General features: G+C 40.6%; 11 protein-coding genes and 1 pseudogene. 8 read left to right on the top strand and 4 right to left on the bottom strand.

Annotation, left to right across the window (positions count from 1 at the left end; translation table 11 throughout):
- Positions 1-10 precede the first annotated feature (10 nt).
- Entirely contained in the window at positions 11-808 is a 798-nt protein-coding gene (gene sufC / locus SH603_RS05715) for a Fe-S cluster assembly ATPase SufC (protein WP_003666143.1), read from the bottom strand.
- A gap of 222 nt (positions 809-1,030) precedes the next feature.
- Here sufC and SH603_RS05710 point away from each other — a divergent pair, with 222 nt between their 5' ends.
- From SH603_RS05710 to SH603_RS05690, 5 genes and pseudogenes are all read left to right on the top strand, one after another.
- Positions 1,031-1,237: a FeoA family protein gene (locus SH603_RS05710; RefSeq protein ID WP_124216063.1), complete on the top strand. Its 207-nt coding sequence runs from the start codon at positions 1,031-1,033 to the stop codon at positions 1,235-1,237.
- A pseudogene (gene feoB, locus SH603_RS05705) lies at positions 1,176-3,230 on the top strand (ferrous iron transport protein B). The gene SH603_RS05710 and the pseudogene feoB overlap by 62 nt, the downstream one beginning before the upstream one ends.
- A 6-nt stretch (positions 3,231-3,236) precedes the next feature.
- Positions 3,237-3,395: a FeoB-associated Cys-rich membrane protein gene (locus tag SH603_RS05700; RefSeq protein ID WP_124216061.1), complete on the top strand. Its 159-nt coding sequence runs from the start codon at positions 3,237-3,239 to the stop codon at positions 3,393-3,395.
- A gap of 351 nt (positions 3,396-3,746) precedes the next feature.
- Entirely contained in the window at positions 3,747-4,712 is a 966-nt protein-coding gene (locus SH603_RS05695) for an IS30 family transposase (RefSeq protein ID WP_321534204.1), read from the top strand.
- Positions 4,713-4,799: 87 nt separating this feature from the next.
- Complete coding sequence (locus SH603_RS05690; RefSeq protein ID WP_321533655.1) at positions 4,800-6,086, top strand: ISL3 family transposase; 1,287 nt, start codon at positions 4,800-4,802, stop codon at positions 6,084-6,086.
- A gap of 111 nt (positions 6,087-6,197) precedes the next feature.
- On the opposite strand, the gene SH603_RS05685 is transcribed toward SH603_RS05690, so the two are convergent.
- Together SH603_RS05685 and menB are read right to left on the bottom strand one after the other, a co-directional pair.
- A complete protein-coding gene (locus SH603_RS05685; RefSeq protein ID WP_169477765.1) occupies positions 6,198-7,619 on the bottom strand; it encodes an o-succinylbenzoate--CoA ligase in 1,422 nt (473 codons plus the stop codon).
- Positions 7,620-7,634: 15 nt separating this feature from the next.
- Entirely contained in the window at positions 7,635-8,456 is an 822-nt protein-coding gene (gene menB / locus SH603_RS05680) for a 1,4-dihydroxy-2-naphthoyl-CoA synthase (RefSeq protein ID WP_321534203.1), read from the bottom strand.
- 33 nt (positions 8,457-8,489) lie between these two features.
- Between menB and SH603_RS05675 the strand changes: the two genes are divergently transcribed.
- Both SH603_RS05675 and SH603_RS05670 read left to right on the top strand, forming a co-directional pair.
- Entirely contained in the window at positions 8,490-8,864 is a 375-nt protein-coding gene (locus tag SH603_RS05675) for a PaaI family thioesterase (protein WP_003667940.1), read from the top strand.
- A gap of 347 nt (positions 8,865-9,211) precedes the next feature.
- Complete coding sequence (locus tag SH603_RS05670; RefSeq protein WP_035169539.1) at positions 9,212-9,787, top strand: RNA polymerase sigma factor; 576 nt, start codon at positions 9,212-9,214, stop codon at positions 9,785-9,787.
- Between the two features lie 163 nt (positions 9,788-9,950).
- On the opposite strand, the gene SH603_RS05665 is transcribed toward SH603_RS05670, so the two are convergent.
- Positions 9,951-11,135 (bottom strand): MFS transporter, encoded by a 1,185-nt coding sequence (locus tag SH603_RS05665; protein ID WP_321534202.1) that lies wholly within the window; start codon positions 11,133-11,135, stop codon positions 9,951-9,953.
- A 167-nt stretch (positions 11,136-11,302) separates the two neighbouring features.
- Between SH603_RS05665 and SH603_RS05660 the strand changes: the two genes are divergently transcribed.
- Positions 11,303-14,191, top strand: a complete 2,889-nt coding sequence (locus SH603_RS05660; protein ID WP_169483260.1) for a YfhO family protein — start codon at positions 11,303-11,305, stop codon at positions 14,189-14,191.
- Positions 14,192-14,262 lie beyond the last annotated feature (71 nt).

Genomic DNA, 14,262 nt, shown 5'->3' with positions numbered 1-14,262 from the left:
AAACTGCCTCCTAGTCTTCATCATCTACAAGTTTGATATCAAGACCTAATTCGTCACGTAAGCCAGCGTAACCTTCATCTTCAAGTTTCTTAGCAAGATCAGGGCCACCAGTTTTTACAATTCGGCCACCCATCATTACGTGAACCGTATCGGGAACGATGTAGTTCAAAAGGCGTTGATAGTGGGTAATAATTAATGAACCAAAGTTGTCGCCCCGCATTGAGTTAACGCCCTTTGAAACCACCTTAAGAGCATCAATGTCAAGTCCAGAGTCAATTTCATCAAGAATCGCAAAACTAGGTTCAATCATTAAAAGCTGCAAAATCTCATTCCGCTTCTTTTCACCACCAGAGAAACCCTCATTAAGATAACGTTCAGTCATGGATTGACTCATATCAAGCAATTCTAAGTTCTTGTCGAGTTTCTTAATAAAGTCCATTACTGAAATCTGATCATCTTCAGGGCGCCGAGCATTGATCGCTGCTCGAAGGAATTCAGCATTAGTAACCCCTTGAATTTCAGCGGGATATTGCATTGCAAGAAAAAGACCTTTGCGTGCCCGTTCATCGACTGGCATGTCAACAATGCTCTCCCCGTCAAGAAGGATATCTCCCTGCGTAACATGATAGTTAGGGTGACCCATGATGGTTTGAGAAAGAGTAGACTTACCAGTTCCATTTGGTCCCATAATTGCATGAATTTCTCCAGTCTTCATCTTGAGGTTAACCCCTTTAAGGATCTCCTTTTCTTCTTTGCTTTCTTCATCTTTAACTGAAACGTGAAGATCCTTTATTTCTAGTGTTGCCATAAAATTCATCCTCCTGACCGAAATATTCCAAAATATTCTCGGTAAATATTCCATAAATATCAATAAATTCTTTACATTCTTATTATATCCGAATAATAAAAAATAAAACTACTCATTTTAATTTATTTCAAGCGCTTTCTCAAGGGGTGATTTAAGTGTATAATGAAGATAGAATATAGTATTTATATAATTTCGGAATATTCAAGGAGGCAGGTAGCAATAATGATTCAGCAAAATTATATTCTTCACTCATTTGACTGTTTAAATACAGCGACTGCCGCCCGATTACATGATATGGGCTTGTGTGAAGGATGTCCGATTAAAGTGGTTCAAAAATATCCCTTTCACGGCCCAGTAATAATCGAAAATGACCACCAACGAATCGGCCTGCGGTACACTGTTTTTACAATGCTTACGGGGGCAAAATAAAATGACAACAGTTGCACTGATTGGAAATCCTAATACTGGGAAAACTACCCTATTTAACTCCTTAACTGATAAGTACGCCTATGTCGGTAATTGGACATGAGTTACAGTCGAAAAGAAACAAGGAACACTTAAGGGAACAGATATTATTATCATTGATTTGCCTGGTGTATATTCACTTGACCCTTTGACAAAAGATGAAGCAGTTGTAACCAACTACTTAATGCATAGTCAACCTAATATGGTACTCAATATTGCAAATGCTAGTCAGTTAAAACGAAATCTGCTATTAACAATCGAGGTATTGGAACTCGGCTATCCTGTCGTATTAGTCCTTAACATGATTGATGACCTTCGCCGATCAGGGTATGAATATGACCTTGACCTGCTTGAAAAAAGTCTAGGTTGTAAAGTAATGACAACAAATGCGCGTGGCCACCAAGGAATTGATCAATTGCGAAAAGAAACTATCAATTGTAATTCGCTCTATCCTACCCAACTAGATTTAGATTATCCCCCGATGATCAAACAGGCAATCAGGCAGGCAAGTACAGCGCTGGAAAGTGATTGTTCTTTTGCGCCCCAAGTTGCGCGTTGGTTAGCGATTCAATTCATAAGTAAGAATAAAGTAATCCGCAAATTTGCCCAGGAAAAAGAGCTAACTCCCCTGCTTTCGCAACAAAAATATTATGATGCGCAAAAGTTTGCTGACCAGATTTTTGAAGTCCGGTTACAGTTTATTGAGGACACACTTGATCAGGCGCGGCATCAACTTAGCAATGGTGGTCAAGTTGAACTAACAAGTCGAATTGACAAAATCGTTACCAACCCGATTCTTGGCTTACCAATTTTTGTCTTAATTTTCTTTATAATGTTTAAACTATCTTTTGATTGGGTTGGCACCCCACTTTCCGATATGCTTGATCAATTTATATCAGGCCCGGTTTCAACTACCGCCGACCAAACCTTAGCTAGTCTCGGGGCAATTCCCGCATTACGGTCGCTAGTCGTTAACGGTATTATTGCCGGAGTTGGAGGAGTTTTAGCCTTTATTCCGCAAATCTTTATGCTCTTTGCCTGTATTTCCCTGCTTGAGGACTCTGGTTACATGGCGCGGGCAGCCTTAGTAACAGACCGGGTTATGCAGATGATTGGTTTAAACGGTAAATCTTTTATTCCATTAATCATCGGTTTTGGTTGTAATGTTACGGGAATCATGGCTGCGCGAACAATTGAACAGCCTAAAGAACGACTGATCACTACCTTAATTATGCCGTTTATGAGCTGTTCAGCCCGCCTACCAATCTATAGCTTATTCGTTGCCGCCTTCTTCCCACGTCATCAAGCACTGATTGTTTTATCGGTCTACTTCTTAGGGATTGTCGTGGCTTTAGCAATGGCAAAATTCTATCAAGTAATCTTTAAAGTAAAAGAAAGTTCAGTTTTTGTAGTTGAACTTCCGCACTATCATCTTCCCCGTCTTGATGTAATTTGGCACGGTACATGGGATAAGGGTAAGGGATTTATTAAAAAAGCTGGGACAATTATTTTTGCCGGAACTGTTTTAATCTGGATATTATCAAGTTTTGGCCCTAGTGGTTTTGTTACTAATTCGGCTAGTAGTTTTGCAGCCGGCCTTGGACACATCCTTGTTCCGGTCTTTAAGCCAATTGGTCTTGACCAGTGGCAGCCAATTAGTGCTTTGTTTACAGGGATCCTTGCTAAAGAGGTTATTACTTCTAGTATGATGGTAATGTTTCATACAAGCAGTAAAGCATTCCTAATCGCTTCACTTGGTCAGTTTATGACTCCGCTTTCTGCTTATACGTTATTAGTCTTTATTCTTTTATATGCACCATGTTTTGCAACGTTAGCAACTATCAAACAAGAAACTGGTTCGACTAAGTGGATGCTTTATTCTGTTGCCTCCAGTTTAGTCGTTGCTTATGGGATTGCATTTATTATCTTTCAAATTGGTCGATTGTTTATTGGGTGATTTAAAATGAAATTAATTATTAACTTTATTATTATTGCTGCAATTATTGCGTTAGCCTTTTACCTCCTTGTTAAGACTTTTCAACGAGGCAAGCAAGGTAAATGTGCAGCTTGTGACTACGATTGTGAAATCAAAAAGCTGGCAAAGAATAAGAAGCAATTATAAAAATCTGGAGACGTGTGGAAGTGGGAAATAATCTCCTCGACAAGGTGGTGGGCTAAACTAGGACGATGATTAGCACGGTACGGGCTGATTAGCGTTCGTACTTAGACTCGAGCCTTGTGACGACGCGAAGCTAGTTCCACGCTTGCTATTGTTCGTAAAAACGAGGCTGGGAGAAAACTTTTGTTTTCTCGGCTTTACAATATCTGGTGTTGATATAGAAATATCACTTTCTATACCAATACTAGATTTTTTGTTTTTAAACTCGCCGTTTGTAAAATTAAGTTAGAAAAATAGAAAAGCCATTTGTGGTAGACTTTTGAATACCCCTAAACAAAAGAAAGGAAACCACAAATGACTTACACCCATCTTACCACAAACGAGCTGACAATCATCGCCCATTCTTTCGTGCAAAAGCTTAAAGCGTACCGAGTGGCCCAAATGATCAACCGTTGCGCCGAAACCGTTTATCGCGTTTATCGTTACCTGGAAACCGGTGCCTCAATTGCTGATTATCAAGATCACTATATGCGCAATAAGCAACGTTGTGGCCGAAAACGTACTCAGTTGTCACTGGCTGAACTCACTTATATCAACGACAAAATTGCCCAGGGGTGGACGCCTGATACCATTATTGGGCGCGCTGAGCGCCCAATTAGTTGTAACCGGCGAACTCTTTACCGGATGTTTGAACGTGGCCAGTTCGGCTTCGATGTCCGTTCCTTGCCGATGCGAGGTAAGTGGCACCCGAATGGCTATGTCGAGCGCCGCGGGAAGGCTGGCCAATTGGGGCGAAGTATTCACGAGCGTGCCAAGGACTTTCCGCACTATGCCACTGAATTTGGGCCCCTTGAAGCTGATACCGTCCAAGGCAAAAAGCACCAAGGGGCGGTAATGACCCTGACCGAACGCCAATCGAAGGTCGAAATTGTACTCAATGTGCACGAAAAGACGGCTAATGCGATTAACCAACACTTAAGTCAGTGGCTTCGGAAATTCCCGCGGCACTTCTTCAAATCGATTACCTTTGACAACGGAAAAGAATTCGCCGGCTGGCGCGAGATTGCCAATCAATTTGACCTTCACACTTACTTTGCTGAGGTTGGTGCTCCCAATCAACGAGGGCTGAACGAAAACAACAACGGTCTTTTACGCCGGGATGGCTTAACGAAACAGCTAGATTTCCGCAATCTTCCTGATGAATTGGTAACCCAACTGATGAGTAAGCGAAATAACCTGCCCCGTAAATCACTAGGCTATCGAACTCCATATGAAGTATTCATGTCTTACGTCACTGATGAGCAACTATTTTCTTTCTAACTTAAATTGACATTTCGGGACTAAAAAAGAGGCATGCCCTCTGATACAATGAAATCGCCAAATCACATAGTAAAGAAGGTAACCTCCATGGATAATGATACAAGGACTCTCCTCAATTTAACAGACCCTCATTTAAATTTTCCTCATCATTGGCTTAAATATAAATCAATTAAAAACGTTCGGGTGGCACAAATATCCTGTACCCTTTCTTATATCCCGCGTGCTTGTCCAAATTGTGGCGTTATTAATCGTGGACAAATCTTAAAATATGGTTTTTATCAAGCTAAATACAAATATGGACAATTTAGGGCTCAACCATTAATGTTGCTTGTTAATACTCAACGTTTTCAATGTCCTGACTGCCATACAACATTTAATGCGACTAGTTATCTTTTTGAAAAGCAACGAACAATTAGTCGTGATTTAAGGCGTGAAATTATTCTTCGGTTAACGCGAATTCAAACAATTAAAGATATTGCCCATGATTTGTTTATCAGTGAAGCTTCGGTCCAGCGGGTCCTTTTGGACCTCGCTGATCAATACAAGCCGAATTTAAACTATCTACCGGAAACACTATGTATTGATGAATTTAAATCAATGCGGAGCGCTAAAGGTAAGATGAGTTTCATCGCTGTTGATGGTGATCGGAGTTGCTTATTTGAACTCCTTGAAGATCGGCGATTACGTAGTTTATTTAAGCATTATCAACAGTTTACACGTGCTGCCCGTTGCCGGGTAAAATATCTGGTAATGGATATGAACGCTGCTTATGATCAACTAGTTAAAACCGTTTTTCCTTGTGCTCAAATCATCTATGATCGCTTTCATATTGCCAAACACCTTAATGATACGATGAATCATGTGCGAATTCATGTCTTCAATCGTTTGCGAAAAGGTGATTCTGCGGAGCAGAAACAAGCTCGGCGCCTTAAACGTTATTGGCGGCTATTTCTTCAAGATCGGGAAAATTTAAGTACAAAAGTTTATTACGAAGGACGTTATTTTAATCGCGTTGTTAATTCCATTATGATCTTAGACTTAATGTTAGCGTATGACCAAGAGTTAAGAGCCACCTATAATTTTATTCAATCCTTGAAGCGTGCTTACAATCAACGTGATTTTACAACTTTCTTTCAATTACTTAAACTCCGGCCAGACAGTGTCAGCCATTATACAATCCACCGTTGTCAAGTTTTAGCGCGCTATAAAGAGGGAATTAAGCGTGGCTTTGAGACGAAGTTCTCAAATGGTCGAACCGAAGGGATTAATAATCGAATTAAAACTATCAAACGAGTTGCCTGTGGTTATCGTTACTTTACGGCATTTAAAACGCGGATTTATTTAATTATTGGCCACCAAATTCAAACTAACTAAAAAGAACCGCCACGAATGACGATTCTAACTAGACCAATTTAATTGGCGAAAATTCATATTTGCGTATCAACACTACTTGACGTAGAGCCGTTTTCTCTCAGCCTCGTTTTTTTACTCATTATTCAATTTTTCTCGTAACATAAATCGGCGAATCTTGCCACTCGCGTTTTTCGGCAATTCTGAAACGAAAATATACTGTTGCGGAACCTTATAGCGCGCCAAATGTTCATAACCATAATTCATTAGCTTGGTTGTAGAAAGACGACGATCACTGACGACAAAGGCAACTGGTATTTGTCCCCAGACAGAATCATTTTGACCAACGACTGCAACTTCATTAATTTGTGGGTAACGTTGGTAGACCTGCTCAACTTCTTGGGGGAAAATATTTTCTCCACCAGAGATCAACATCTCATCTGCGCGGCCATCGATATAGAGGTACCCTTCTTTATCCAGGTGACCAATATCTCCTGTCCGGTACCACCCGTCAATCATTTTAGAAGGCAACTTATCAGGCAGGTTAAGATAGCCCGGAGTTAAAGCCGGTGTTTTCAGCAGAATTTCACCATCTTTACTAAGTTTTAGTTGGGTTGAGAATAGCGGCTGCCCAACTGATCCTAATTTTAGAAGTGCATCGGCTGACCGTAATGCAACAATTTGAGAACATGTTTCCGTCATTCCATAGCATTGAACAACAGGAATTGACCGTTGTAAACATGTTTCGAGTGTTTCCCGATCAATCGTTCCGCCTCCAAGTAACATACAACGAAATGCTGAATTATAGTGCGTATTAGTCTTATTTTGCTGCTGAATGAGCTTTTTCAGCATAAAAGGCACAACCGACATAATGGTGACCGTTTCGTTTGCTAAAATTCGTTCAATTTCTTCAGCACGGAACTTCTCAACCAAGCGAACAGTCATCCCGTAAATTAATCCCCGCATAATAATCGAAAAACCACTAATATGAAAGATCGGCGCTACACACAACCACTTATCTGCGGACGACAAACCTAAATTCAATGCAGAAGAGACTGCTGAATAAAAATGGTTGCCGAAAGTTTGCAAAACTCCTTTAGGCTTACCAGTCGTCCCAGAAGTATACATGATGCTGGCTACCCAGTCTGATTTAAATACCGGAATCAACTCTTCTGGATCAGCATTTATTATCAAGAATGCACTGTAAGACTTAAAAGGATTCGTCATCCCTGATCGCCAGAGAGAATTTTCAACCAAACACAACTGAACTCCACTGTCTTTAATCTGTCGTTCAAGCTCTTCACCAGCAAGCCGCCAGTTTAACCAGACAATCGTGCGACCACTACACATGATTGCTAATGCTAATTTATAGCTCATCAGAGTATTAGTAGCTAGGAGGCCTACCCGCGAACCAGGATTAAGGCGGTCAATTTTTCCCACAAGTACCTCTACTTGTTTTTTTAATTCAGCAAATGACAGGCGCTCATTACCATCATCAATTGCAATCTGGTTCGGCTGAGTTGCCGCTTGCTTTAATAGCCAGTTTTGTGTTTCCATTTAAATTGCCTCTTTTTATGGGAATTTAGGGAACTGGTCAAAATCAGGGTCCCGTTTTTCGTTAAAGGCATCGCGCCCTTCTTTACCTTCATCAGTGGTGTAGAAGAGCATCGTCGCATCACCACCGAGTTGTTGGAGGCCAGCTAGTCCATCAGTATCAGCATTCATCGCAGCCTTAATAAACCGTAATGCCGTTGGTGACTTCTTCAAAATTTCGTTACACCAGTCCAAGGTAACCGATTCAACTTGGTCTAATGGCACAACTTTATTAATCCAGTTCATCTGATAGGCTTCTTCGGCACTGTAGAAGTGGTTTAAGAACCAGACTTCCTTTGCCCGTTTGTGACCGATCACGCGGGCAAGGTAACCAGATCCATAGCCAGCATCAAAACTGCCGACCTTGGGACCGGTTTGCCCAAATTTGGCATTGTCAGCAGCAATTGTTAAGTCACAGACAAGTTGCAAGATATTTCCGCCACCAACTGACCAGCCTTTTACCATCGCAATGACTGGTTTAGGGATAATCCGGATTAAATGCTGCAAGTCAAGGACATTGAGACGGGCAATCTTATCGGGGCCGACATATCCACCGTTACCCCGAACTCCTTGGTCACCACCAGATGAGAAAGCCTTATCACCGGCACCGGTTAGGATAATCACCCCAATTGTGCTATCATCACGACAGATGGTAAACGCATCGATCATTTCTTGAATTGTAACGGGGGTAAAGGCGTTCATTTTTTCTGGACGATTCATTGTAATTTTTGCAATCTCTCCCGCTCGTTCAAAAATAATCTCAGAATAATCTTTAACCGGTTGCCAATTAACTATTGTCATAACTACTCTACTCCTTTTGTGAGGTCAATAATAATGAACCTATTAGAAAATTTAGATATTCAAACTCAATCAGTCACAGCTAACAAATGCGTTATCACTGTTAAAGTAAGTGATAAACTCAAGCAACCTTATGGAATCGTTCATGGTGGGATAAATGCAGTCCTCGCTGAAACCGCAGCTTCCTTAGGTGCCAATCAATGGTTAGCTGATCGTCAACAAGATCAAATAGCTCTCGGAGTTAATATTACCACAGAGCACCTCATTGCGGTATCAAATGGTGAATTAAGAGCCATTGCAACGCCGATTAAATGTGGCCGACGAATCCAAACCTGGCAAGTCGATATCCATTGTAATGATCAATGCACTAGTACCAGTATAGTTACCCTAATCAACCAGCCTCACCCATAAATTTCTGATCAATTCTTTAATTAATATTTGAAAATAAAATTATTTGGAATTATAAAAAATGGTTATGCACCTTTGTTACTATCTTTTTTCGCTTTAACGTTCAATTAATCGTTCTGATTATACAAATTCTGTTATTGTTCTAAAATAAGACATTTGATAAATTAATACCAACGCGAGGCGAACTACGTGATAAAATTAAAACGTTTTATCTTGCCTGAATTAAGGAATGAATCCCTTCTTTTAGGTCGTCAGTTTACCTATTTGGGGAGAAGAAAAATAAATAGGACAAACACTATGATGGGAAGCATGTCGCGTAAATTATAGTTTTAAAGGAGAGCATTTTTGATATGCGCTTCAATGAAGAAGATGAAGAAAAGTACCTTAAGTTGATTAACAATACCCGTCGGGGAAGCAATAAGGACTTTGAAGAGTTATTTCGCCGTTATTGGCCGCTCGTTCGCCGACTGTGGCAACGATATAATATTAGCGGCCTTGAATTGGCAGATTGGGAACAGGAAGCCCGCCTTGTGATGCTAGAAGTTATTCGTTTATACAATAATCAAGGTCCGCGCATGTTTAGCTGCTTTTTTAAGGAATGCTTAACCAACCGGATTCGTGATATCCAACGACAAACTCAGGCTCACAAACGGATCCCAGCAGGCTGTCTTTACGCATTAAGCGATGATTTTGCTGAAACACTTACCGACTTTTTACATCATTCCCCTGATGACATTGTTTATTGCCGGCAGAGTCTTGACCGTTTACTTTGCCATTGTTCTACATTTGAACGAAAAGTACTAGTTTATCTCCATACTGGTTATTCGATAACTGAGATTGCTGGTACCCTTAATTGCTCTAAACGGAGCGTCCAAAGTGCCTTGCATCGTTGCCACGGCAAGCTATTAAAAGTATTAATGAAGTAAGGACTTATAAAGCAAAAATAAGGTGCTGTGACATAAGTTAAGTTACTTTCATAAAAAGCAATGGCCTCTAACGTCCGGTTAAACCGAACGTTAGAGGCCTATTGTTGCTTGCGGGGGCTCGAAAACGAAGTCACAAGTGACTTCTGTCTCGCTCCCTTATTTTTTACGCTTTTCTAATAAACAAACAAGCAATCACTGCAACCAATGCACTGATAACAAGGCCGAAGAAAGCAGCGGAATATGAGCCGGCTGCTTGGACAATCCACCCAATTAAGAGCGGACCAACAAAGCCACCAAGTTGCCCACCAAAGTTAACAATCCCAATTGATGATCCATAAGTTCTCTCCGATAAAATCTGCGCAATGAAACTAAAGATACCAGTAAATGCCAATGATTTAACGAAATAGATCAAGACATCAAAGATCACAACGCCTACTAATGAAGTTGACTTAAAGAGACCGAACATGAAAACCAGGGTCAGGAATGAAGCAATACTAATCATCCACCGTTCATGCTTCTTAAACAAATGCACCATCACAAAGCCAGAAATAAATGCTGCAATACCTCCAGAAATAACTGGTAGTGGTACTAACCAGGCCAAGTTCTTCAAGTTAATTCCTTGTTCTTGTAAGAAATAAACTGGCATCCAGGTTTCAAGGCCTTTAGTAATGATATTCAGGGCAAGCCCAATTATCACAAAAGCCCAGACACGGTGATCAATCTTTTTCCATTCAATCTTGGGACGCGCCTGTCCGTTTTCTTTGCTGCTATTAATTGGCCGTTCTACCAGGTAATAGGCAAGCAAAACAATAAAACCGCCAACCCCAAGCCAAACAAAGGCATTTCGCCAACCACTGCTAGCAATAATTGGCACAATAATTAGTGGAGCTACTGCTGCCCCAGCATAATTCGATGAAATTAAGGCAGAAGTTGCTTGTGATTTCTCACTCTTATCATAATTTTCAGAAATTCGTTTTAAAGCTGCTGCTGGATATGGTCCTTCTGCAATTCCAAATAGAAATCGAATCGCAATCAAGGAAGCAAGGGACCACGCCCAGCCAGTCACCAACGTCATTAACGACCAGGCAAACAGGGAAATAATCACCATTAGTTTACTGCCAAACTTATCAGTTAAGTATCCTCCAGGTATCTGCATTAAAGTGTACCCTAAGAAGAACGCACTAACGGTTGCCCCTAATGCTGCTGCCCCAACATGAAAGTCTTTACCGATGTAAGCAAGGGAAATATTCATCACTGTGCGGTCAGCAAATAAAATCATATATCCTAAATATAGTAGCAGAAAAGATCCCCATCGTTTTGCTACTTTAAAGTTACCTATATTTTCCATAAAATTACCCCTTTAATATAAAGATCTTTTTTATTGTAATTGATCATTTTAGAACTTACCACCCAAATTCTAAGAATGTCCGCTAAAATTAAGAACGTCACTCTTAATATTTTTTTGTTAAAATATTAGAGATATCCTAAAAATGATTGTTAATCCAAGGAGGAATTATGGATTTCTCATTTAAAAAACGACCAGTAAAAAGACTATATGGTGAATATACTATTTTATTCATCTTTTTAGCCTTATGTATTTTCGGAACATATTTAGTTACTGGTCATACTTTTATCCTCAGCAAAGATGCTCTCAACCAACATTTACCCTTACTAGCAAAGTATCGGGAAGCACTGATTAGCTTCGTCCACCATCCCCGCCTAAACTTCTGGTCATGGCAAATGGGGCTAGGCAGTGATACCTTTCAAGTATATTCTTACTATACGATTGGAGACGTTTTCTCTTACCTTGCACTACTTTTTCCCGCGGCAAAGATTACCCTCGCCTACCAGGTAATTAATATTATCCGGATGTATTGTGTTGGCCTCGCTTTCGTCTATTTCGCTCAACACTTTAAGTTTCGTAATAGCGTCATTTTGATGGGGGCAACAACCTATCTGGTCAATTCGTTTTTACTCTATGCCTGTATCGCTCAGCCGTTCTTTACCACGCCATTTATTATCTTTCCTTTAATCGTGGTCCAGATTGAACGGATATTGGAAGAAGGCTCACCCTGGCCGCTTGTTGGTGCCTTTACATGGATGCTAGTAAGCAACTATTACCTTGCTTACGTTTTAGGAATTGGTTCATTCCTCTATCTTGTTCTTCGCGTAGGAACGCATTATCGTCGCACGCTTAATTATGGGAAAACTTTTCTTAAACTTGCTTTTGCAACAATTACTAGTGTCCTCTTATCAGCGGTTTTGCTTGTCCCCGAAATTATCGCGGTCACAAATTCAACCCGGACTGGATCATTATTTGCAAACGGTCTAAAAACCTATCCTCTTTACTACTACCTCTTTTTGCCCAAGTCACTGATTAACGGTGGCCAGTGGTATTTCATGTTCTGGTCTGCTTTAGGGATCATTTCAATTGGTTTTATCGCCCTTGTTTACATTTATTCCCGTCCCCGAAAGTATCCCTTGCTAACGATTAGCCTTGGTCTTGCCTTAATCATGCTGCTAATTCCAGCAGTCGGCTCTTTCTTCAACGGAATGATGTCAGCTTCTAACCGTTGGACGCTCTTGATCTACCTTCCATTAGCAATGGCCGTCTGTATTCTGGCCGAGAACATTCCAACCCTTGATCAAAAAACAATGGCGGTTCTAAGTTGGGCAACAGGGATTTACCTCATTGTCTTGATCGCAACCTTCTTTTTTGAAAATGAAAATGATATTTTTATGCCGGTTATTTTCTTAATCGGCTCCCTAATGGCCATCTGGTTGATCCACTTAAACAAACTGGCTCATCCTTACCGGTGGTTACTAGCGATTACAATGCTTAACGCCGGGGTGAACGCAATCTACGCGGCTTTCCCTTATAATGGTGATTTCTCTAGTAGTATGTTGAGCCGGGGAGAGTATCAGGCAATTACCAGTAACCGTTACGGTAAACTTAATCAGGATTTGAAGAATGATCCTTTTTACCGCGTTTCAACAATTAGCCAAAATAAGATTATTGATGGCCCTAACCTTGATAATGACCTTACTTCCGGATTGCATAACATTGATTCTTACTATTCACTGCAAAATAAATATTTGGGACAGTTTAATACAAGTCTGCAAAATAACCAGTATCAGGCTAACATCCCCATTCGGCAAGCCGATGATCGGACAATTATGAACAATTTCTTTGGGGTTAAATATCTCTTTGTTCAAAGCAATGGTGATAACGCGACAAAGATTCCCGCTGGTTACTTTTTAGATAAAGCAACTGATCCAGTCATCAATTATGATGAAGGACAGCCAAGCAATCCCCAAAGCAAGGATGAGTTTGTACCTACACAGACGATGCGGTATAAAACGAACTATGCCTTCCCATTGCTTTACTGGCAAGACAACTACATTAGCAAAAAAGATTATCAATCACTCTCACCAACTGAAAAAGAACGCGTTTTAGCTACCGGTGTTCTGGTTGATAAGCAAGAAAAGCTCCAAGGAATGAAGGCCGCTAAGCTCAAGACGCATGTCTATCCTCTTAAAAGCGAGTTAGTTTCCAACCGCTTGAATAAGATTAACCCGGCTAAACTGACCTATACCGATAGTGAAGAAACTTATCAATTGCAATTACCAGAGCTGCAAAGTAAAAAAATGCAGCAAAAATTAAAGGGCAGCGAGTTGCATATTGAATTTTCGAAGATTAAGTACACCCCTTTCTCCATGAAAGAACAGATTGCCTACGAACAAGCACATCTCAAGGAAACTGTCCTTAATCCCGGAAATGTTATTAATCAGCGCTATACCCACTATCGCTATTGGCGTTACCACGTTTTAAATGGTTCACCTGATATTAGTTTTAAGCTTAATATCGGCAGTAAGTTTGGAACCGCCACGATTGAACAGGCACGGCAAAGTACCCTTTCCTTGTTTAAGCACGTTACTAATTCGACACTTAATATTGGTTATTATGATGGCAAGCTTCCGACTTCACTCACCTTCCAGCCTTCAAAACTCGGAACTTATGAGCTCAAATACCGGGTAGTAGCAGAAAAAATAGATAATAATTATTATCGTGAAGTTAAAACATTACAACGCCACCGCCTAGAGGACGTTAAATTTAAACGCAACCAAGTTCAGGGAACGATTAAAACGACTCGTCCTGGCGTCCTTACCTCTTCGATTCCTTATTCTACCGGCTGGTCAGTGAAAGTTAATGGTAAAAAGGCAACCACTCTACGAACAAACCAGGCTTTCTTAGGAGTATACTTACCTGCCGGAACTCACCATGTGATCTTTAGTTATGAGTTACCAGGAATCAGATTAGGTGCGTTACTCAGTTCGATTGGACTTGGTTGGACCATTCTTGCCGGAATCATTACGGTCGTCTGGAAACGGAAGCGCAAGTAAAGTAGAATAATTCTTGCATCCCTTTTAAGAGACGCTTAAGATAAAATTAAATCTATCGGCAGGAGAAAAAA

The organism is Limosilactobacillus reuteri, assembly GCF_034259105.1.
Classification (GTDB): domain Bacteria; phylum Bacillota; class Bacilli; order Lactobacillales; family Lactobacillaceae; genus Limosilactobacillus; species Limosilactobacillus reuteri_G.
Note: the sequence above shows the minus strand (reverse complement) of the source record. Positions and strands in the feature narration are given on the sequence as shown.